We start from the raw sequence: 21976 nt of genomic DNA, 5'->3' as shown, positions 1-21976 counted from the left end.
CGCCCTCTTGAAACACCACTTTGACTACTGTGGTTCAACAATGTTTCATATCAAGTAACAGCAAGCGAACAGGACAGTTCCGATGACAAGTGTCGCGACACCTGAAGTACCAACAGAGGCACCCCTGGCGGAGGGCGCCGCCCGTATTTCCCTTGCAGACATCGCCAAGGCACACGACGTCCGCTTCCTCCTGGCCACCTTTGTGGACATGACGGGGAAGCCCTGCGCCAAGCTGGTCCCGGTGGAAGCCGCCGATGAGCTCGAAAACGGAGCGATGGGTTTTGCCGGCTACGCTGCCGGCCTGATGGGCCAGAAGCCGCAGGACCCGGACCTGATCGCCATCCCGGATCCCGCGTCCTTCACCCCGGTTCCCTTCATCAAGGAGGGCCTGGCCATCATCCACTGCGACCCGCACGTGGACGGCAAGCCCTGGCCCTACGCCCCGCGCGTCATCCTCAAGAACACGCTCGCCCGCCTGGCAGGCCAGGGCATGCAGGCAAAAGTGGGCGCCGAGGTTGAATACTTCCTGGTGAAGAAGAACGACGACGGGACGCTGAGTACCGCCGATGACAAGGACGATTCGCCCCGCCCCTGCTACGACGCCCGCGGCGTGACCCGCATGTACGACCACCTGACCTCCATCTCCGGGGCGATGAACAGCCTGGGCTGGGGCAACTACGCCAACGACCACGAGGACGCCGCCGGCCAGTTCGAGCAGAACTTCAACTACGCCGACGCCCTCACCACCGCGGACCGTGTGGTGTCCCTCCGCTACATCCTGAACATCCTGGCCGGGCAGCGGGGCATGACCGCCACGTTCATGCCCAAGCCGTTTACGGACCGCACCGGCACCGGCCTGCACTTCCACCTTTCCCTGTGGCAAGGCGCCACCGCGCTGTTCCCCGCCGAGGGAACGGACGACGACGGCCGCGGCCTTGGGCTCTCCGGCCTCGCCTATTCGTTCATTGCCGGCATCCTGGACCACGCCCCCGCGCTGCAGGCCTTCCTCGCTCCCACCGTGAACTCGTACAAGCGGACCGGCGCCACCACCAGCTCCTCCGGCGCCACCTGGTCTCCGCGGAAGGCCTCCTTCGGCGGCAACGACCGCACCCACATGATCCGGGTGCCGGACAACAAGCGGATCGAACTGCGCTCCGGTGACGGTTCGGCCAACCCGTACCTTGCCATCGCCACTGCCATTGCCGCCGGGCTGGACGGCGTGGAGAAGTCGCTGGACCCGGGCATGCCGTCCGGGCCAGGGGAGTCCAGGCCGGCCGCGCATTCCCTCCCGGCCACCCTGCTCCATACGGTGGAAGCGCTGCGCAAAGACCCAGTGATCCTGGCCAGCCTCAGCGGCGACCCCGCCATCGGCAGCTACTACGCGGACGCCAAGGAAGAGGAATTCCTCACCTGGCACAACCAGGTCAGTGACTGGGAAATCCGCACGTACCTCACATCAATCTGATCCCCTACTACCCAAGCAAAGGACCACCATGTGCGGAATCGCCGCGCTGCAGCTGCGCAACCCCTCGCTGCGTCCCCGGATGGGCAGCCTGCTGTCCTCGATGCTCTGCCAGATCGTGGACCGCGGACCAGACTCGGCCGGCCTCGCCGTCTACAACACCCCCGGCCTCGTCCAGGAGGGCACCTCCACCCTGAGCCTCCTGGGCAAGGACCAGGGGATGACGACGGCGGCAATTACCGCCGGCGTCGCGTCTCTCCTCCCGTCTGAAGCACAGGCAGCCGTCAAAGTGGTGGGCGATACCACCCTGGTGAGCGCCGCCGTCGGGACCGACCTCCTGGTGAAGGCCGTCAGCGAAACCGTGCCCGGCTCCACCATTATCGGCCGCGGCGAGCACGTTGCCGTGATGAAGAGCGTGGGCCACCCGATGGAGGTCGCCGCCGAGCACGGGCTGGAGGCGATGGCCGGAAGCCAGGGCCTGTCCCACACCCGGATGGCCACCGAATCCGCGGTTACCGCGGGCGGCTCGCACCCGTTCTCCGTTGCGGACGATCTGTGCCTGGTGCACAACGGCTCGTTCTCCAACCACGCCACCGTCCGGCGGGAGCTCAAGCGCGAGGGCGTGGTATTCGACTCGGAAAACGACACCGAGGTGGGCGCCCGCTACGTCGCCTCCCGGCTGAAGCAGGGCGACACCCTTGAGGAAGCCCTGGTGAACCTGGGCAAGGTCCTGGACGGTTTCTACACCCTGGTGGTCACCACCGCGGACAGCATGGCCGTGGTCCGCGACCCCATCGCCTGCAAGCCCGCCATCATCGCGGAAACGGACGACTACGTGGCCATGGCCTCCGAATACCGGGCACTGGCATCCCTGCCCGGCATCAACAACGCGCGCATCTTTGAACCGGAACCCGGAAAGGTCTACACATGGTCACTCTGACAGCCCCCGAAACCCTTGCCCCTGCAGCTGCCAGCGCGGAACAGGCAACGGCCGTTGACCTGGCCGCCAGCACCGTCCGGGAACTCAACGAGGCTATCCACAACGCGGCAGACGGGAAGTCCTGGGTAGTGGCCAACCCGGGCGGGAAGCACAGCCTGGCCGTCGGCATCGATGCGGATATCACGGTGACCATCGACGGCCACGCCGGGTACTACGCAGCCGGGATGCACCAAAAGGGGAGCGTGGCCATCAACGGCAATGCCGGCGTCGGACTGGCGGAAAACATCATGTCCGGGAAGGTCCACGTCAAGGGTGACGCGTCCCAGTCCGCAGCGGCCACCGGCCATGGCGGCCTGGTTGTAATCGACGGGAACGCCGGTGCCCGCTGCGGGATTTCGATGAAGGGCGTGGACATTGTGGTGGGCGGCAACATAGGCCACATGTCCGCGTTCATGGCCCAGGCCGGCCGGCTGGTGGTCTGTGGTGACGCCGGCGACGCGCTGGGCGACTCCATCTACGAGGCCCGGATCTACGTCAAGGGCTCGGTGGCCTCGCTCGGCGCCGACTGCATCGAAAAGCCGGTGCGCGAAGAGCACCTGGCCGAACTCGCGGAACTGCTGGCCGCTGCCGGCCGCACGGACAACCCGGCCGAATTCAAGCGCTACGGCTCAGCCCGGAACCTCTACCACTTCCACGTCGACAACTCGACTGCCTACTAGGAGGCCTTCATGACCATCACCTCCCTTCCCGCTCCTGCCGATATCGCTGCGCTCGGCCTCCGCGAGTCCGCCACGTTCGACCGCGCCACCATTGCGGACATCCAGCGCGCCGCCGCCACCGGCGTCTACGACATCCGCGGCTGGGGCGCCAAGCGCAAGGTCCCGCACTTTGACGACCTGCTCTTCCTCGGCGCCTCCATGTCCCGCTACCCGCTGGAGGGCTACCGCGAAAAGTGCGATACCGACGTCGTCCTCGGGGACCGGCACGCCACCCGCCCGCTGCACCTTCAGACCCCCGTGACCATCGCCGGCATGAGCTTCGGCGCCCTGTCCGCCAACGCCAAGGAGGCGCTGGGCCGCGGCGCGTCCGAGGTGGGCACCTCCACCACAACGGGCGACGGCGGCATGACGCCGGAGGAGCGCGGCCAGTCCAAGCACCTCGTGTACCAGTACCTGCCCTCCCGCTACGGCATGAACCCGGACGACCTGCGCAAGGCCGACGCCATCGAGATCGTGCTGGGCCAGGGCGCCAAGCCCGGCGGCGGCGGCATGCTCCTGGGCCAGAAGATCACCGAGCGCGTGGCCGGAATGCGCACCCTGCCCGTGGGCATCGACCAGCGCTCCGCCAGCCGCCACCCGGACTGGACCGGCCCGGACGACCTGGAAATCAAGATTGGCGAGCTGCGCGAAATCACCGACTGGAAGACCCCCATCTACGTCAAGGTTGGCGCGTCCCGGCCGTACTACGACACCGCGCTCGCCGTGAAGTCGGGTGCGGACGTGGTGGTGGTGGACGGCATGCAGGGCGGCACCGCGGCGACGCAGCAGGTGTTCATCGAGAATGTGGGCATCCCCACGCTCGCCGCCATCCCGCAGGCGGTGCAGGCGCTGCAGGAACTCGGGGTGCACCGCAAGGTCCAGCTGATCGTTTCCGGCGGAATCCGCACCGGGGCGGACGTGGCCAAGGCCATGGCCCTGGGTGCCGACGCGGTGGCTATTGGCACGGCAGCCCTCATCGCGCTCGGCGACAACGATCCCCGCTACGCCGCCGAATACGCGGAACTGGGTTCCGCGGCCGGCTTCTACGACGACTTCCAGGACGGCCGCGACCCCGCCGGCATCACCACCCAGGACCCGGAGCTGTCCTCCCGCCTGGAGCCGGTGGCTGCGGGCAAGCGCCTGGCCAACTACCTGCGCGTCCTCACCATGGAGGCCCAGACCATTGCCCGGGCCTGCGGCAAGTCCCACCTGCACAACCTTGAGCCCGAGGACCTGGTGGCGCTGACCATCGAGGCCTCCGCCATGGCCCGCGTGCCGCTGGCGGGCACCAGTTGGATTCCCGGAGTGCAGGGGAGCTTCTGATGCCTGCGGCTTTATCCGACGCCTCAGATTATGTGGTGGTGGGCGCCGGACTGGCGGGGGCCGCAACGGCCTGGCAGCTGGCCTCCCGCGGCCACCAGATCACCCTGTTGGAGCGTGACGTTCCGGCCGCCCACGACGGCAGTTCCCACGGCTCCGCCCGGATCTTCCGCTACGCCTACCCGGATGCTTTTTATACCCGGGCCGTGCTGGAGTCGAAGGAGCTGTGGAACGGGCTGACCGCCGCATCCGGAAGCGAGCTGATCACGCCGTCCGGCGCCGCGGATTACGGCCCGGAGCGCAATCCGCGGCTCCTGGCCTCGGTGCTTGCTGCTGAGGGCATTGAGCACGAGCTGCTCTCCGCGGCCGACGCCCGCAAGCGCTGGCCGCAGATCGCCTTCGATACGGAGGTCCTCTGGCATCCCGGCGCCGGGGTGGTTGATGCGGAAGCCGCCGTCAACGCCATGGTGGGCCTCGCCGTCGGGCATGGCGCCAGGCTGCTGACCGGCTGGGAGCTGCACAGCGTGGAGCGGAACGGCAGCGGTTACCGGCTGCATTCCAGCACGGGGGAAACGGTGGACGCGGGCAATGTGGTGGTCAGCGCCGGCGGCTGGCTGCCGGGGTTGCTGGGGCGGTTGGCCCTGCCGGCGGGTTTCCTGGCCGGTCTTCCCGAGATCACGGTCCGCCAGGAGCAGGCGTTCCACTTCACATACAGGGATTACGACGGCGGTGCAGCCTCGGGTGCCGCTGCCTGGCCCACGTTCATCCACAAGGCCGCCGATATCCAGGCCTACGGCCTGCCGGGTGGACGCGACGCCGGCTTTGCCGGCCAGAAAGTCGCCGAATACAACGGCGGCAAGCTCATCCCTTCCGCGGCACACCAGACCGGTGAGGTGGACCCGGCCAACCGGGCGCGGGTGGTGGACTACGTCCGCCGCTACCTGCCCGGGCTGGACCCCGAACCGTATGCCGAGACCACCTGCCTGTTCACCAACACGCCGGACGAGGACTTCGTGATCGACCGGGCGGACAACCTTACGGTGCTCTCGCCGTGCTCGGGGCATGGTGCCAAGTTCGCGCCGCTCATCGGCCAGTGGGCCGCGGACCTGGCCACCGGTGCGGGGCCGGTTCCGGGCCGGTTCCGGGCCGCGACGTCAACACCTGCCACCATCCAGGACGGAAACCAGTGAGCATTCCACAAACAGTCCCCACGGCGGAGGCCTTGCCTTCCGGCCGGACGAGCGCCCCCACTGTCACCAGCCTGCTGCAGGACATCTCCACCATCGGCAGGGATGCATCCCGGGGCGGATATTCGCGGCCGGTGTTCTCCACGGCGGAAACGGACCTGCGCAGCTGGTTCATTGACCAGGCAGAACGGCGCGGCCTGGATGTCCACACCGACCACAACGGCATCATCTGGGCCTGGTGGGACACCGCCGCCGGCATTCGCCAGGACGCGGTCGTCACCGGCAGCCACCTGGATTCCGTCCCCGGCGGAGGCGAGTACGACGGTCCGCTGGGGGTCGCCTCGGCGCTGGTCGCCGTCGACCTCCTCAAAGCCCGCGGCCTCCGTCCCCGGAGGCCGCTGGCCATCGCCGTCTTTCCCGAAGAGGAAGGCTCCCGCTTCGGTGTGGCCTGCCTGGGGTCACGGCTCCTGACAGGCGGGCTGGATTCGGACAAGGCCCGCCGGCTGAAGGATCCGGACGGCAACACCTATGCGGACGTTGCAGCGGCGAACGGCCAGGATCCGCGGCTGGTCGGCGCCGACTACAAGGCCCTGCAACAGCTCGGCGTGTTCGTGGAACTGCATGTGGAGCAGGGGAGGGGCCTGGCTGACCTGAACCGGCCCGTGGCGATCGGCTCGTCCATCCTGGGCCACGGACGGTGGAAGCTCAGCATTTCCGGGCAAGGCAACCACGCCGGCACCACCCTCATGAAGGACCGCAAGGATCCCATGATCGCAGCGGCCAAGGTGATGGTGGCCATCCGGGACACTGCCCGCAAGTACCGCGATGCGCGGGCCACCGTGGGCCGGCTCCAGCCTGTCCCCGGGGGCACCAACGTCATTGCCTCCCGCGTGGACCTGTGGATCGACGTGCGGCATCCGGACGACTCCGTCACGGCAGCGCTGGTGGAGGCCATCGGGCTCACCGCCCAGGTCCTGGCCGCCGAGGAAGGCTGCGCTGCCAGCCTCACCACTGAGTCGCTCAGCCCCACCGTGCACTTCGACGCCGGACTGCGGGACCGGTTGCGCGCGTTGTTGCCGGACGCGCCGGTCCTGGACACCGGGGCAGGGCACGACGCCGGCGTGCTGGCTTCGCAGATCCCCACCGCCATGTTGTTCGTCAGGAATCCGACGGGCATCTCGCATTCCCCCGAGGAGCTGGTGGAGGACCGGGACGCGGAGGCGGGCGCGCTCGCCCTGGCCGACTCCCTGGCCGGGCTGGCAGGGGCGGCGCGGATCATCGCGTAACGCCGCCTTCGTCCCCTGAAGGCCTGGACGAAGGCCTGTTACGCAAACGCATCAAGGGGAGGGCCGCGATCCGGCCCTCCCCTTGATGGTCTTACGTGTCGCCCAAACTACGGGGCGGCCAGTTGGTCCAGCACGGTGAAGGGATTCTCGGCTCCCCCGTTCGGAGCCACCACGATCCTGCGGTCCAGGGTGTGGCTGCCGCCGGCGGGGATCTCAACCTGGAACTTGCTCATGATCCAGTTGCGGAAGCCGTATCCGGTGAACTTGCCGCTCTCCGCGGTGTAGACCAGGCCGTACGTCTGCTGGTCCGCACCTGTCCCGGTCTGGCCGATCCAGTTGCCGCTGGGCTCATAGCTGGCTGCCGTGCCCGTATTGATCACGGGGTGGCCGGCCACCCCGCTGCGCTGGCCGGTGCCGTCGTGGTCCATGGCGTCACCAACCCAGAGCGGGAGCGCTGCCTGGGTTGTGTTCCGGAATTCCGATCTCGCCGTGATCCACGGGTCCTCGGCGTTGGCCGAATAGGTGGTGGTCACCACCAGTCCCGGGTGCTCGGCGGAGGTGCCCGATGCCCGGACAACGGCGCGCTCGCCGGAGTTCTCCAGGATTTCCACGGAATCAGTGCGGACCTGGGTCTGCGCCCAGGCGTTCCCTCCCGTAGGTTCAGCTGTTGCAACGTACGGCAGGTTGATCCAGTCCAGCTGGTCCGGCTGGCCGGTGATGGCCATGTCCAGCGGCTTGCCGACGGTGGACTGGTCCAGTTGCGGATCATTGAACATCTTGGAAATGGCGAGGGCCAGTTTCCTGTTTTCGATCACGATGTCCTGGACGCCGGCTTCCACGAGGCTGCCGGTCAGGCGCTTGCCCGTGCTGGCATCCACGTTCACCGGGCGCAGTTCGAGGTCCACGGTGCGAGACTGCCCGGCCGGTACTTCGATCTGTTTGGTGGCTGTGGCCGAGCCGAGCTGGGCCGCCTGGACAGTGTAGGTGCCGGCGCCCTGTTCAAGGCCCAGCCGGTACGTTCCGTCAGTTGCGGTGGTGGTGGTGCCCGCCATGACGCCGTCACGCATCACTTGGACGCCGATGCCGGACGCTGCTTCACCGGTGCCCGCGTGGGTCACCCGCCCCGAAACAGAGGACCAGCGCTCCGCGGCAGTGCCGCCCGGCGTGAAGGCGTAGAGGTTGCCGTCCAACGCGCCCGCCACGACGGTGTTGCCGCTGACGGCCGGGCCTGCAGCCACCCAGGTGCCGATGTTGTGATGCCAGAGGGGCTGGCCGGTGCGGGAATCCAGGGCGTAGAAGTTCCCGTTGTTGGCTCCGACGAAGAGGGTGTCACCGCTCAGGGCCGGGGAGGTGTGCACGCCTCCCCGGTACTGCTCACCCGGAAGCAACCGGTCCCACAGCACTGCGCCGGTGGTGGCGTCCAGGGCGGTCACGGCGCCCGAGGGGAAGCCCATGTAGATGACATTTCCGGCAATGGTGGGCGCGGCGGGGGTAGCGTTGCCGTTGACCAGCGACGGGTGCTGGCTCCTGTAGGTCCACAGGGTCTGGCCGGTGGCGCCGTCCCGGGCAATGATGCCGTTGCCGGAGCCGATGTAGACGCGGCCGTTGCCTGCGGAGGGGATGCCGTCCTGCCAGCCGCCCAGGGTGGCAGCGCCCGTCCACAGCGGCTGGCCCGTGGCAAGGTCGTAGGCCATGACCCGGTCTGCCGTCTGGTTGCCCACGTAGACGCGGCCATCGGATACGGCGGGTGTTCCGTCGCTCATCGTGCTGCCACTCATGGGGGACGCCCAGACCCGCGAGCCGGTCTTCACGTCCAGGGCCAGCAGCAGCCCCTGCTTCGCCTCGCCGTGGCGCGTCTGGTAGGGGTAAAGGACCTTGCCGTCGGCCACAGTGACTCCGTAGTAGCCGTACGTGCGCTGGTTGTAGCCTTCGGGCGCGGGCTCCGGATCGTGCTGCCACTTCAGCTGCCCGGTGGCAGCGTCGACGGCGAAGAGGCTGCCACGGAGGGTGGGAACAAAGACCAGCCCGTCGGAGACGGCGATGCTTCCGTGCACCGAGGACGGCACCTTGTAGCTCCACAGCTGCTTCCCGGTGGCCTGGTCCACGGCGTGCACCGCGCTGTTGCCATCGCCGTTTTCATCACGTGTGCCGGCGTAGACCACGCCGTTGACGAGTGCGGGTGAACCCGTCAGGAAAGTGCCCTCCGTCCGGTAGGACCAGGCCAGGCGCTGTCCCGCATCAATGCGGTCCGCTGCGACGCCGGTGTGACCCTGGTCGCCGTGGTGCTGTGACCAGTCGGCGCCCTTCACCGGGGTGATGGCCTTTTCGGCGGTAAAGGTGAAGGTGGAGGTCTTGTTCCACGATGCTCCGGTGGCATCCGTGGCCTGCACCTCGACCGTGTGCTTGCCGGCCTTGCGGAGGTCACCCTGCAGGTCGGAGTGCCAGGTGAACTCTCCGGTGGATGCCAGCGGGCGCCAGTTTCCGCCGTCGATCCTGAACTGGACCTTGACGGGAGCGTCCGTTGTGTCATAGGCGTTGGCCTGGATGCCCGGAAAACCGTCCAGGGGGATGCTGCTGCCGTCAGCCGGGCTGGTGATGGTCAGGTCCTTCTCCGCGCCGTAATTGCGGACCGGGTTCTCGAAGGATTCGTCCGTCATGGAGACGTACCGGAAGCCGCGGGGTGAGTTGTCGATGGTGTAGGAGCTTGAGGTCGTCTGGACGTGCTTGGCGGTGCTGGCGAACGCACTGTCCGGCTCCACGTCGTTGGAGTGCTCGTGGCCCACCAGGATGAGCTGCGCCTTGTACTGCTCGAGCAGGGCGCCGTACTGGTCGTACATGTTCTGCGAGCCAAAGGGCACGTTCATCGGCTGGTGGGTCAGGACTACCAGCTCCTTGTCCCCGACGTTCTTTGCCAGGTCCTGCCTGGCCCACTCCAGCTGCTCGTCGAAGGGCGCGCTGCCGTTGTTCTCAAGCACCAGGAAGTGGCGGTTCCCGTAGTCGAAGGAGTACCACTCGGGGCCCACGTGGTTGCGGTAGTTGTTGATGCGGTTGGCGTAACCGGTGCCGGAAGTGTACTCGTGGTTGCCCACGGCCGGCCACACCGGAACCTTCGACAGGGAAGTGGCGGCCTTGTAGGTGTTGAATTCCGCGTCGGTGGCGTTGTTGGTGAGGTCGCCGCTTACCTGGATGAAGCCGAGTTCCTGGCCGGTGGCGTTGATTTCCTGGATTTGTTCCGGGAGCTGCGCATTCACATGCGGGTCGGCGATGTTGCCGAAGGTGAAGTTGCTGCGTTCAGACTTTGCATCCTTGGTCAGCGCGAAATCCGCGGTCTTCTTCTCGTCCGCTGCCAGCAGGCCCAGGTTGCGGTAGAAGCGGGGCGCCATGAATTCGTCCGTGCCCACGGAGTATCCCGCGGGCTGGGTGACGAAGACTATGTCTGTGTTCCGCCGCTCGGTGCGCGTTTCCAGGCTGTACTTGCCGTTCGCATCGGTTACCGCAACGGTCGCACCGTCGGACACCGAGACGCCGGGAAGGGCCGGCTCTCCCGGGTCGAAGGCGTCATTGCCGTTGCGGTCCTCGAAGACCGTGCCGGAGACCGCTGCGGATGGCGGGTTAAGCGCCTCGCCGACGGCGGTGCTCACCGGTGCGGCGATGACAAGGCCGCCGAGGGCGGCTGTGCTGGCATAGAGGGCCAGGCGTAGGTTGCGCTTCCCGGAACCCGCTTGGGGGTCGGGTGCCGGGCGTGTGAGTTTCATGCGAAAAGGAACCTTTCAATGAACCAGAAGAGACCAACAGCTGCGACCGTGATGGTCGCCCCACGCAACACCGGAACGGACCAGCCGCTCCGGCGCACGAGCAGGATCAGGGGAAAGGCGGCCAGGAGCAGCAGTGCCTGCCCCGCCTCAATTCCGACGTTGAAGCTGAGCAGGGACGTGACCAGGCTCCAACTGAAGTCATCGGTGACGCGGAGGGATCCGGCGAAGCCCAGTCCGTGCAGCAAACCGAAGACGAACACCACCGGCAGCCGCCGGCGCGTTGCGCCAAGCAGGTTTTCGATGGCCACAAAGGCAATAGACAGGGCGATCAGCGGTTCCACCACCACTGAGGGGATGTTGATCCAGCCGAGGAGCGCGCTGATGAGGGTCACGCTATGGGCCAGGGTAAACATGGAGGCCACCCCCAGCAGGCTCCGCAGGTTGGCCGCACCCAGAACCAGTGCGACGACGAACAGCACATGGTCCAAACCCGACAGGATATGTTCCACGCCCATGGCCCCGAAGCGGGCGGCTGCCGTTGCCACGGATCCGCCTCCCACGGTGAATTCCGCGTGGCCGCTGTCCAGGACCGTCTGGCCTTCCTGACCGCCCAGCGCGTACTCCACAACGTTCGAATGGTCGTCGGCCGCGGCGTCGGAGGCGCTGAAGACTCCGTATTTGATCTGGTACGAGCCCGGGACCGCCCCGCAGCCGTACGCGAGGTCCAGCTCGGCGTAGGGAACCCCGTCACGGCTCCTGATGGCAGTGCCTTCCAAAGCGGGCCTGCACGCTGCCCCGTCGAGGAAAATGGTGACGCGCTCCGAGAGGTACGCTTCGACGTTGCCCCGCGCGGCGGTCAGGAGGGCACCTCTCTGGGCGTCGTCGCTGGCCGACAAGGCTTCGGGCCCAAGGTCCACCGCCCGAGCGAGCATTTCGTATTCGAGGCTCAGGGCGTAGGAGACCTCTGCGCCGTTGGCCGTGATCTTCGAGTAGCCTGTGGAATCCCTGACATGGGCGTAGGCGGGAAGGCCCCCGGAGACCAGGAACACGGCGACCAATAACAGAAGCCCGGCGCCTCGGCGCAGCAGGGACATGGGTGGCACAGGGATGCTCAATTCAAGGTGCGGAGTAATGGGTAGTCCCAATCCACACCGTGCCACTAACAGGACTGTGAATGTGCAGTGAACGGCAGGGAGCCGGCGTGCGGACATCAGCTCAGGTTTGGCTCAAGGGGCCCTGCGTTGGTGCTGCCCGTCCCGCAGTTCCTGCCCTGCTCCTGCGATCAGCGGGACGGCTGAAACTCGGATGCGGATGACTGAAACGATGATTTAACACACCCGAAACCCACCCCTTCATGGCCGCCATACAGTTGGAACCAGACGGCAATAGCTGCCCTCCGATGAACGTGGTACTGACTCCGCGTCCCTCCTCCGGAGTGGCCTCAACGGGCGATTTCCGTTCTCTCTTCGCATCACGAAAGGGGTTTCCCATGGATTCGGGAAATGTCGCTTGGATACTGGCCAGCTCGGCGCTGGTCTGCATGATGATCCCCGCCCTGGCCCTGTTCTACGGGGGCATGGTGGGGTCGCGCCGCATTCTCAACATGATGATGATGTGCTTCGGCGGCGCCAGCCTGGTGGCCGTCCTTTGGGCACTGTTCGGGTACTCGATGGCGTTCGGGAACTCGGTAGGCGGACTGGGGCTGATCGGTGACGTCACCGAGTTCCCCGGCATGGGGCAGCTGCTGGCCGTGGATGAGGAGGCGTCCATCCCGGTCATCCTGTTCGCTGCCTTCCAGCTGTTCTTCGCCTGCGTCACCACGGCACTCGTGGCGGGCGCTGCAGCGGGCCGCATGAAATTCGGCGCCTGGATGCTGTTCGCCGGCATCTGGGCCACCATCGTCTACTTCCCCATCGCGCACTGGGTCTTCGCCTTCTCTTCGGCGGACGGCAGCGTGACCGGCGGCTGGATCGCCAGCGGGATCAAGGCCATCGACTTCGCCGGCGGCACCGCCGTGCACATGAACGCCGGTGCGGCCGCCCTCGCCCTGGCACTGGTGCTCGGCAAGAGCTCCGGGTGGCCGAAAGTGGAACACGCCAAGCCGCACAGCCGCCCGCTGGTGCTGGTGGGCGCAGGCCTCCTCTGGGTCGGTTGGTTCGGCTTCAACGCCGGCTCGGCGCTGTCCGCCGGCCAGTCGGCGTCGGTGGTCTTCCTGAACACCGCCGTCGCTGCCTCGGCAGGCCTCCTCGCCTGGGCCCTCGTTGAGCGGCTTCGCCACGGAGCTGCCACCAGCATGGGCGCCGCGTCCGGCCTGATCTCGGCGCTGGTGGCCATCACTCCCGCCTGTGGTTCTGTCAGCCCGCTCGGCGCTGTGGCCATCGGCGCGATTGCCGGGGCCGTGTGCTCGCTGGCCATCGAACTCAAGTTCCGCCTCGGCTTCGATGACTCGCTGGATGTGGTTGGTGTCCACCTGGTGGGCGGCATCCTCGGCACCCTGCTGATCGGCCTCTTCGCCACCGATGCTGCCCCGAACGGAGTCAGCGGGCTCTTCTACGGCGGCGGCGTGGAACTGCTGGGCGTCCAGGCGCTCGCAACAGTCACCGTGCTGGCCTACTCGTTCGGCATCACCTGGATCCTGGCGAAGATCCTCGACCGGACCATCGGGCTGCGCATTAAGCCGGAAGACGAGATGCGCGGGATCGACCTCGCCGCCCACTCCGAACTCGCCTACCTCACGGATGAAGATCCGGTGGAGCTGGGTTCCCCGCAGCGCAGCTAGCGGACCGACAAAATCCCGGATGCAGGCCATCCGGATGACGAGTCAGGCAGAGGGCCAACCTCCGGACCGGTGCCAGCAGCAGCTGGCTTATAGTTCCGGGGGCTGGCCCTTTGTCGTGCCTGATGTTCGGTGCAGGGACTCACCCATGTGCCCTGTCCTGTCCGCCATGGCGTGCCCGGAAGGCGTAGACCAGCAGGGCGATGCCCGCCAGGATCATGACGGCAACCACAACATAGTCCGCGGCGAGGAGCAGCGCCGTGGACTGCAGCGCGAAAATCATCCCGAGCACTGCAAGGACGGCGGCGGGAATCAAGGGCCACTTCATCCGGTCGGCCTGACCGGCCGATTGGACCGGAAGAACGGACAGCACGCCAAAGGTGGCGGCAAGGCCCAGGAACAGGACGGCGGCGGTGGGCATGCCCTGCACTTGCGGCGGGAGGGCCACGATGAGTGCCAGCGTGAACATCACCCCGCACGGGATCACGGCCCACCAGTTGGCTGGCTGGCGAAGGTAAACCGCGGCAAATCCGGCGGCCATGAACAGGAACAGGAAGCTCGCTCCCGCGGCACCCCCTGTGAGTTGGGTGACGGCAACCACCGCCGCCAGGCCCAGGAACACCGATCCGGGGATCGCCGCCCACCAGTACTCCCGGCCGCGGATGAAGAGGGACACGAACACAGCCCCTATCGCGGTGAAGATCATAATGGGCACATAGGCCGCGCTCTCGACCACGTCGAGCAGGTCCAGCAGCAGCAGCACGCCGACCGCAATCAGGATGACGCCGGTAATGATGCTTGTGTTTGCCGATTTCACTGTTTGCCTCCAGGAATTCGGCAGGCGCCCCAGCCGCTCTGCCCGTTTCAGGTTAAGGCGCAGCCCGAACCGTACGTAGGGCACAAAGCCCCGCCTTCACCGCTACTCCTGGAAAAGCCCCGCAAGGTCTTCCGCCGTGATGGCTCCGCCAGCCAGGGCGTCGCCCTCCATGACATCGGAAAACAGCTGCGACTTGCGGGCCTTCAGCGCCATGACCTTTTCCTCGATGGTGTCCTTGGCCACCAGCCGGTAGACCATCACATTCCGGGCCTGCCCGATCCGGTGGGTCCGGTCCACGGCCTGCGCCTCCGACGCCGGGTTCCACCAGGGATCCAGCAGGAACACGTAGTCCGCCTCGGTGAGGTTGAGACCAAACCCGCCGGCCTTCAGCGAAATCAGGAACACCGGCGCGCTGCCGTTCTTGAACTCGTTGACCACGTCCGCACGGTTGCGGGTGCCGCCGTCGAGGTAGCAGTACTCAATCTTTTCCTCGTCCAGCCGCTCCCGCACCTTGCCCAGGAAGCCGGTGAACTGGCTGAAAATGAGCGCGCGGTGGCCCTCCGCCACCAGGTCCTCCAGCTGCTCGAACAGCACGTCAAGCTTGCTGGAGCGCACGCCGGAGAGCGACGGGTCAATCAGCGAGGCGTCCAGGCTGAGCTGCCGCAGCAGCGTGAGCGACTGGAAGATGGTGAACCGGTTCTTGTTCACGTCCTCGATCAGGCCCAGGATCTTCTGCCGCTCGCGCTGCAGGTGGGTCTGGTACACCTTCTGGTGGCGCGGGTTCAGCACCACCTCCAGGATCTGCTCCTGCTTGGGCGGCAGGTCCTTGATCACCTGGTCCTTGGTGCGGCGCATCATCAGCGGACGGACCCGCCGGCGCAGCTTGTCCAGCTGGGCCCTGTCGCCGTTCTTCTCCACCGGCTTCTGGTAGTACTCGGCGAAGCGCTTGGGGCTGGAGAACAGCCCGGGCGCAACGATCGAGGTCAGGGCCCAGAACTCCATGAGGTTGTTTTCCAGGGGCGTGCCCGTGATGGCCAGCTTGAACGCCGCCGGCAGTTTCCGGGCGCACTGGTACGCCTTGGACTGGTGGTTCTTCACGAACTGCGCCTCATCCAGCACCAGGCCGGACCACGTGCGGGAGGCGTACGTTTCGTAGTCGATCCGGAACAGGGCGTAGGACGTGATCACGATGTCCACCCCGGCCAGGACCACCGCGGGATCCTGCCCGCTCTTCCCGAACGTCTCGCTGACGGCATGGACCTTCAGGCCGGGCGCAAAGCGCGCCGCCTCCGCGGCCCAGTTGCCCACCACACTGGTGGGCGCAACCACCAAAAAGGGAGCACCGGCGTCGGACGCGGAATCCTGCCCAGCAGCGGCCAGCGACAGCTCCTTCGCGGCGCACATCAGGGCCAGCGCCTGAACGGTCTTGCCCAGGCCCATGTCATCCGCGAGGATGCCGCCCAGGCTGTGCCGGTACAGGAAGGTGAGCCAGTTGAAGCCCTCCAGCTGGTACGGGCGCAGGTCCGCGTTAAGCGTGTCCGGCAGGGGGAGGCCGTCCATGCCACCCTCCAGCAGGCCGCCCACCGCGGACCGCCACGCGGCCGCCTGCTCGTCCACCACCCCCAGCTGGGCCAGCTCATCCCAGAGGCCGGCCTGGAAGCGGCTGATCTGCAGCGGCGCATCCTTGTTGTCCTGCAGCGAGCGGGCTTCCTCGATGAGCGCGCGCAGCTGGTGCAGCTCGGGCAGGTCCAGGGAGAAGTAGGCGCCGCTGGGCAGCAGCATCTTGGTCTGCCCGGCGGCCAGGGCGGAGAACACGGCGGCGAAGGAGACGGGCTGGCCCTCCAGCGAGATCTGGATGCCGAGATCGAACCAGTCGCGCTGCTCGGTGGCCTTGGTGGAGATGGAGACCACGGGTGCTTCCTCGGCCTCGCGGTACTCCGCGATCTCGCCCACGGTGTCCACCTCTACGTCGGGGGCCTCACGCAGGCGCGGCAGGACCTCCTCGGTGAAGGCCAGGGTGTCCAGGCCCTTCAGCTCGGCGGATGCCGCGAGCCGGGGAGTGCCCCAGCCGTCGGTGGCGGACTCGCCGAGCGCCGGCACCGTGTCCCACGGCTGGCCGACGCCTTCCAGGATGCGGGCTTCGGCGGCGTCGTCGCGGTAGCCGTGGTCGCCGGGGTGGCGCCAGAGGGGCTGGGCAGTGACCATGGTCCCGGTTTTGTAGTGCCACTCCCAGTGCAGCCGCACCCGGTGGTCCGCGCCGTAGTTTGCCAACAGGGACAGGGTGGGGACGGCAAGCGCCGGCAGCTCAACGGACTCGTCCCGGGCAGTCACCCGGGCCGTCTGCTTGAGCTTGGGGTAGAAACCTGTCAGGAAGCGCGATTCGTCCTTGGCCGGAATATGCAGGGTGCTGCCCGCCGTCACGAACGCCAGCAGCTCCTCGCTCAAGCCGCTTTCAAGCGGTGCAAGGGTGATGGTCCCGTCCGGGTCCGGGACACCCGGCAGCGACGCTTCCCCGGAGGTGAAGAAGATCCCGTGCGCCGGACGGCCGATGGTACCCACCGACGCAGGATCAACCTCCGCCCCCTCAACGGTGATAGTGGGAGCCAGCTCCAGCCCGCCGTCGGACGCCTGCTCCGTGGCAGGGGCTCCCGCAGCGGGTTCAGTCGCGGGGGTTCCGTAACGGCCCAGGTTAAGGCCGACGGCGGCAGGGACTTCGGCGAGCCGAACCGGCTCGCTGCCGCGGGAGTGAACCAGGGCGAGGCCGATCTTGCGGGCGTCCGCCAGCAGGCTCCACAGGTTCTTGCCGGCATAGGAGTTCAGGCCGAGCCAGAAGCCGGAGGAGTTGTACGTCCGGCCGGCAGCGGCGGAATGGCCGGCCAGGAACTCCTGCATCCACTCCACGTGCGCCGGGTTGCACTCGCGCCGGAAGTTCAGGTAATTCAGCGTGGTCCAGGAGACGTCGCCGCGGATCCACTTGCCCTTGGCACCCATGATGACCGGGCGGGCCTTGAGCTGGCGGACGCTGCGGAGCGGATCCCGCCGGCCCGTGTAGGAGAAATGCGGGGCGGGTTCTTCGACCTCGAATTGGAGCGCCAGCGGAACACCGGCGCCGGAGGGGGCGGTTCCCGGCTGCGAGATCAGCGGGCTGAGGGCCTGCTCCCAGTCGGAGAGGCCCGGTCCGGAGGGGTTGCGGGACACCTGAGCGGACGTTGACGGCGTCAGTAGCTGCACGCGGATGGCGGGGCTGTCCTCGGCGGCGAAGAGCAGGGCGGCCACGTGCTTGCAGTCCTTCCGGACCGGGCAGCTGCACACGCCCACGGTGCAGCTCCAGCCGCCGCCCTTGCGGACCAGCTTGGCGGTGGTGGAGTAGGGCACGTCGGCCCCGCCGCGGACCTTGCCCAGCATGAGCCCGGTGGCGGCGTCGAACGAGATGCCCGAGACACGGCTGCCCATGGCGTACGCCAGCCCGGCCGCCAGGGAACGGTCGTTGATGGCGGGGGTTTGTATTGCCAGTGCCGTACTTTCGTCCGGTTGGGATGGAATGGTGCGCGCTACTTTCAGCAGGCTGCGGCGGGGCCGCGGCCGGTGGGTGGTTATCTGATCCATCTTAGTTCGCCGGCAGGGCGGGGCGTGCCGCGACTCCAGCGGCTCCCGCGTGCCCGGCCTCTCCTCTCCGGCCCCTCCCGTCCGGGGCGGAAACTTCGCCGCCCCACAAACTTCGCCCGACGTTCATTTCTTCCTCAGCAAAGGGCCGGCCCGCCCGACGTAGCGTGAAAACGTACCCAGCACCACCCGTAAACAGCAGTGAGGATTGCCATGATCACCAGCCAGCAGCCCGTCGTCCTGACCAGCAGCAGCATCGATTCAAGCGACGAGGACGTCGTGGAGGCCAATGTCAGCATCGTGGATGCCATGCACACTGCCCTGCTCCGGACCGAGGAGATGTCCCCCGTGGCCGTCCGCAGCTACTACGTGGACTTTTACCTCACCCAGGCACTGGAGGGTGGTTTCGCCCAGTACGTGTTCACCGCCGTCGACAGGTCCGAAACGGACACGCTGATCCGCGAAGGCATGGCCGGCATGGGCGCCGCCGCCCACTTGGACCTTTTCAACAGGGCAGTTGAGGCGTTCGACGACCTCTCGGAAGAGGACGAGGAGCACTACCTCGACGGCGGGCTGGATGACACCGAGGACACGCCCGACGGCGTCCTCCGGATGGAGGAGCTCGACGGCGAGTTCGAGGAACTGCTGGAGAGCGAGAACATCACTGCCCTGAACGCGGCATGGCTGCGCGGCCAGAGCGAACTGCTGGTGCTCGACGACGAAGAGGTCGGCGCATACATCGAGCGTCTGGTGTCAATGATCCCCGACCTGCCCGAGCGCAAGGCCCAGGCCGAAGCGGAAGCGCTGGAGGAAGCCCCCGACTTTGAGATCATCATCCGCGAGCTCTGCAGCATCGCGGGGTATGAGCTCCTCAAGATCACCATGGGCGACCCCAACTACATGCACGACGGCGAGCGCGTCCTGGCGTGGCACTTCTCCACCGACCACGGCGATTTCCTCATGGTCGAGGAAGAGGACGAGGCCTTCATGATTAACCCGGAGACCCAGGAGATCGTGGCCGCGGTGGAGTTCGAGGAAGCCGACACCGAGATGGCCAACGCCTAAGGGCATTGCAGGCCCGGGCCGCCATCTGCCAGGGTGCCCGGGCCCGTCAGCTGTTCTGTTCCAACGCCGTGACCAGGATGTCCAGCAGTTCGTCGTCCACTTGGTCCGCGGAAGTCAGGCGCACCTTCCGGGTGAAGGGGTCGTCCGCGCGGGCCCTTGCCGCCTGGATCCTGCCTTCGGCCGGGGCGTCGAGCCGTAGGGTCACGTCCACTGCGGTATTGGTGGTGCGGGTGACCTGGGCAAACTTGCGCCGCGGGCTGTGCAGTGAGACGTAGCCCTTCCGCATCTGGACCTGCACGCCTTCGGTGGCGGACGCCCAGCCCAGGATGGCATCCGCGATGGGCCGCAACTGGGGGTGGTGGGCGTACTGGCCGTCGATCAGCTCATCGGCATCCCGCAGCATGAAGTCCGGGTAGCCGAACATCTCCCATGACACTGCATACCGGGCGTACCCAGTGACCCCGAAGCTGTCCCGCATCCAGGTGCGGAGCCCGCCGTCGTCCTTGATTCCGGCGGCGCGGGCCTGCTCTACCCAGTGCGCAGTGTCCTTGCCGGTCTTCCGCAGAAGCAGCGCCCTGTTGTTGTCCACCATCAGCCGCCAGGTGCCGGCCTTCTTTGTCGCTTCCGGATCCGTGGGCATGGATCGATCGTAGCGCGGCCCGGTTCCAGCCGCCCGGCCGCCGGCGCAGCCCACGGCAGCAGGGCCAAAAAAGAATTTCCGGCCACCCGTAACCTTTCCGCCGTCCCCTGCGATGTAGGAGGTGATGGGTCCGCCAGCAGGGCCCGGATTGAACGTGTTGTCTAGGTTTTTGGAGTCTCTTATGTCGTTGTTCACCGTTCTTGCCACCAGCAAAGTAGCCGCCGGAGTCCTGGCAGCAGGCACCATTGCCGTCGGCGGAACCGGCGCCGCCGCCGTTTCCGGTGTCCTCCCCGCCGAGGCACAGCAGACCGCCCACAACCTTTTCGGCGCACCGGCGCCGAAGGCCGCAGCAGAAGCTGCCGCGGACGCACAGGCAACCGCCGAGGCCGCCGCTGACGCCGCCGCCGGCACCGAGGCCTCCGCTGCTGCCACCGCCGATGCTGAAGCCGCAGGCGACGCCACCGTCACGGACCGCAACGTGTCAGGCCAGGCCTCCGCCTCCGCCGGCGCCAACACCGCCGTTGATGCCGCCGGCGCCGCAGCCCTGGGCCTGTGCACCGCCTTCACCAACGGCGGCCTGGACGCTTCCGCCGAGGGCTTCTCCTCGCTGGTGATCGCCGCTGAAGGCGAGGCGAACATCGGAAGCTTCTGCGCCGACGTCGTTGCCGAGGCTGACACCGCCGCCGAGGCCGGCGCCGCCGCCACGGGGTCTGCAGCTGTTGATGCTGAACTTCCCGAGGCGCCTGCTGTTCCGGCAGTTCCCGCGGTTCCCGGCGTCGACGGCGAGCCGGCCGTTCCCGCCATCCCCGCTGTCCCCGCCGAGGGCGGCAACGTAGTGGACGCCCCTTCCGTTTCAGTCCGCTAGGGGCCAGTCGCTAGTCTGTACTGCGGGAACGGCTTTGCACCGTTCCCGCAGTACAGCAGTCCGGGACTGCACGAACGCCAGCCGCACGCGCGGCGGTCTGCCCTGGACCAGATGCCGAATGACGGCAGGCAACACCATGGAGACTGGCAGTCCGAACCGGAAACCGGGACAGGCGTGAGCCGCGCCCCGGGATGGAGGAGCCGCTGGTGCTAAGCACTTTGGCCCAAGAAGAGACCGACATATTTGAGGGCACGGCCGGAACAGATCCGGCTGTGCTGTTCGGTGCTGCCTACCGGTCCTTCGCCGGCCCCGTCCAGGGGTACCTCCGGGCCCGCGGGGTGGACGATCCTGAAGCGGTAACGCAGGACGTGTTCCTTGCCTTCTATCCGAAAATCGGCGCTCTCACCGGCGGGCTCCAGGGCGCCAAGTCACTGCTTTTTTCCATTGCGCATGCGCGGATGGTTGATTATTACCGGCGGCTGGAGCGCCGGCCCCAGCTGAGCCCCTACGATCCCGAACAGGACGCACGGACCACGCCGTCCGCAGAACACACCGTGGAGCTCCAGGGCGGTGCCGCCGCAATGCTGGACGGACTCAGCGAGGAACACCAGGAAGTACTGGCCCTCCGTGTCGTGGCAGACCTGTCCGTGGAACAGGTGGCAGGCATCATGGGCAAAAGCACGGGAGCCGTCAAGCAGCTCCAGCGCAGGGCACTGCACAACCTCAAGGCACAGACGCTTCAAAGAAACCAGGCGAAATCATGAGTGACACCGCAGCATCCCGCAGCGACGCGTTCGTCAGCCAGCTGCTCCTCGAAGCAGGCATGGACGACGACGGCCAGCTCCGCCCCGCGCTGCTGGAGCTTCGTGCGCTCGCGGACGCTGCGCCGGAGCCCTCCGCCGCGGTCGCTGCCCTGATGGCGCCTGCCGGGGCTGCGGCCCCCCAGGCCGCAACCTTTGATGAAATTCCCCGTACGGATGAACTGGCTGCACGCCGCCGGGCCAAGCGGCGCCTCGCGCTCACCACGCTCTCCGTGGCAGTCTCGCTGAGTGCGGGCGGCGCTGTTGCGGCGGCTTCGGACCAGGGGATCCGCGAGTCCTTCGCCCAGCTGGGCCACAGCATCACCTCGTTTGTCACCGGCTCCGCGGGAGGACCTGCCGGCAACCAGGCCGAGGAACCCGCCGCACCCCGTCCGGCGAATCCCGCCGGCCCGGCAACCGCCCCGGCTGCACCAGCCCCCGGACCGGAGTCCGTTCCGGCCGGGGAACACCCGGCCGCTGTGCCGTCCGGCGGGCCCGCAGTCCCGGAGACGGCCCCCGGCAAGGCAGCACAGGACAAGCCCGCGGACGTCCCGGGGTCCGGCACGCTGCCCTCCGCCGTTCCGGAGGACCTCGCGGACGGACTCAGCCGTCCGCCGGTCCCCGTCCCTGGGCCGTCGGACATCCCGCTGCCCCGTACGCTGCCCCCTGTGCCGCTACCCTAAGCGCTGTTCTTAGGCCTGC

At 67.4% G+C, this 21976-nt stretch carries 16 protein-coding genes; 11 read left to right on the top strand and 5 right to left on the bottom strand.

What is annotated here, in order from left to right; all coding sequences use genetic code 11:
• The first annotated feature begins 82 nt into the window (after positions 1 to 82).
• From glnT to KTR40_RS17265, 6 genes are read left to right on the top strand one after another with little or no spacing between them, the layout of a single operon-like run.
• Positions 83 to 1465 (top strand): type III glutamate--ammonia ligase, encoded by a 1383-nt coding sequence (glnT, locus tag KTR40_RS17290; protein ID WP_228404518.1) that lies wholly within the window; start codon positions 83 to 85, stop codon positions 1463 to 1465.
• Positions 1466 to 1493: 28 nt separating this feature from the next.
• On the top strand, positions 1494 to 2402 hold the full coding sequence (locus KTR40_RS17285) for a glutamine amidotransferase (protein WP_228404517.1): 909 nt from the start codon (positions 1494 to 1496) through the stop codon (positions 2400 to 2402).
• Positions 2390 to 3121 (top strand): protein glxC, encoded by a 732-nt coding sequence (locus KTR40_RS17280; protein ID WP_228404516.1) that lies wholly within the window; start codon positions 2390 to 2392, stop codon positions 3119 to 3121. Before KTR40_RS17285 ends, KTR40_RS17280 begins: the two co-directional genes overlap by 13 nt.
• A 9-nt stretch (positions 3122 to 3130) precedes the next feature.
• The gene (locus KTR40_RS17275; protein WP_139030715.1) at positions 3131 to 4483 is read left to right on the top strand and encodes an FMN-binding glutamate synthase family protein; all 1353 of its coding nucleotides are present in this window, start codon (positions 3131 to 3133) and stop codon (positions 4481 to 4483) included.
• Positions 4483 to 5670, top strand: coding sequence for an FAD-dependent oxidoreductase (locus KTR40_RS17270; RefSeq protein ID WP_228404515.1), 1188 nt, complete (start codon positions 4483 to 4485; stop codon positions 5668 to 5670). The genes KTR40_RS17275 and KTR40_RS17270 overlap by 1 nt, the downstream gene beginning before the upstream one ends.
• Before the next feature lie 2 nt (positions 5671 to 5672).
• Positions 5673 to 6953, top strand: coding sequence for an allantoate amidohydrolase (locus tag KTR40_RS17265; protein ID WP_370633201.1), 1281 nt, complete (start codon positions 5673 to 5675; stop codon positions 6951 to 6953).
• A gap of 107 nt (positions 6954 to 7060) precedes the next feature.
• Here KTR40_RS17265 and KTR40_RS17260 read toward each other — a convergent pair whose 3' ends face one another.
• Both KTR40_RS17260 and KTR40_RS17255 read right to left on the bottom strand, forming a co-directional pair.
• On the bottom strand, positions 7061 to 10708 hold the full coding sequence (locus tag KTR40_RS17260) for a PQQ-binding-like beta-propeller repeat protein (protein WP_139030712.1): 3648 nt from the start codon (positions 10706 to 10708) through the stop codon (positions 7061 to 7063).
• Complete coding sequence (locus KTR40_RS17255; protein ID WP_171059128.1) at positions 10705 to 11802, bottom strand: HupE/UreJ family protein; 1098 nt, start codon at positions 11800 to 11802, stop codon at positions 10705 to 10707. The genes KTR40_RS17260 and KTR40_RS17255 overlap by 4 nt, the downstream gene beginning before the upstream one ends.
• Positions 11803 to 12197: 395 nt before the next feature.
• Between KTR40_RS17255 and KTR40_RS17250 the strand changes: the two genes are divergently transcribed.
• Positions 12198 to 13487 (top strand): ammonium transporter, encoded by a 1290-nt coding sequence (locus KTR40_RS17250; RefSeq protein ID WP_139030710.1) that lies wholly within the window; start codon positions 12198 to 12200, stop codon positions 13485 to 13487.
• 139 nt (positions 13488 to 13626) lie between these two features.
• Here the strand turns inward: KTR40_RS17250 and KTR40_RS17245 are convergent, their stop codons facing one another.
• Together KTR40_RS17245 and KTR40_RS17240 are read right to left on the bottom strand one after the other, a co-directional pair.
• Positions 13627 to 14301 carry a hypothetical protein gene (locus KTR40_RS17245; protein WP_139030709.1) on the bottom strand — a complete coding sequence of 225 codons (675 nt, stop codon included), beginning with the start codon at positions 14299 to 14301 and terminating at the stop codon, positions 13627 to 13629.
• A 102-nt stretch (positions 14302 to 14403) separates the two neighbouring features.
• Entirely contained in the window at positions 14404 to 17844 is a 3441-nt protein-coding gene (locus tag KTR40_RS17240) for a DEAD/DEAH box helicase (protein WP_139030783.1), read from the bottom strand.
• A gap of 273 nt (positions 17845 to 18117) precedes the next feature.
• Here KTR40_RS17240 and KTR40_RS17235 point away from each other — a divergent pair, with 273 nt between their 5' ends.
• Positions 18118 to 18969, top strand: coding sequence for a hypothetical protein (locus tag KTR40_RS17235; protein ID WP_139030708.1), 852 nt, complete (start codon positions 18118 to 18120; stop codon positions 18967 to 18969).
• Between the two features lie 46 nt (positions 18970 to 19015).
• Here KTR40_RS17235 and KTR40_RS17230 read toward each other — a convergent pair whose 3' ends face one another.
• Positions 19016 to 19609: a DUF5655 domain-containing protein gene (locus KTR40_RS17230; protein WP_139030707.1), complete on the bottom strand. Its 594-nt coding sequence runs from the start codon at positions 19607 to 19609 to the stop codon at positions 19016 to 19018.
• 181 nt (positions 19610 to 19790) lie between these two features.
• On the opposite strand from KTR40_RS17230, the gene KTR40_RS17225 reads away from it, so the two are divergent.
• The 3 genes from KTR40_RS17225 (at position 19791) to KTR40_RS17215 (ending at position 21957) form a co-directional block, all read left to right on the top strand.
• On the top strand, positions 19791 to 20474 hold the full coding sequence (locus KTR40_RS17225; RefSeq protein WP_139030706.1) for a protein tyrosine phosphatase: 684 nt from the start codon (positions 19791 to 19793) through the stop codon (positions 20472 to 20474).
• Positions 20475 to 20665: 191 nt separating this feature from the next.
• Entirely contained in the window at positions 20666 to 21238 is a 573-nt protein-coding gene (locus tag KTR40_RS17220) for an RNA polymerase sigma factor (RefSeq protein ID WP_228404514.1), read from the top strand.
• Positions 21235 to 21957 (top strand): hypothetical protein, encoded by a 723-nt coding sequence (locus tag KTR40_RS17215; RefSeq protein WP_228404513.1) that lies wholly within the window; start codon positions 21235 to 21237, stop codon positions 21955 to 21957. Before KTR40_RS17220 ends, KTR40_RS17215 begins: the two co-directional genes overlap by 4 nt.
• Positions 21958 to 21976: the final 19 nt, after the last annotated feature.

The organism is Pseudarthrobacter sp. L1SW (genome assembly GCF_020809045.1).
In the GTDB taxonomy this organism is placed as follows: domain Bacteria; phylum Actinomycetota; class Actinomycetes; order Actinomycetales; family Micrococcaceae; genus Arthrobacter.
Note: the sequence above shows the minus strand (reverse complement) of the source record. Positions and strands in the feature narration are given on the sequence as shown.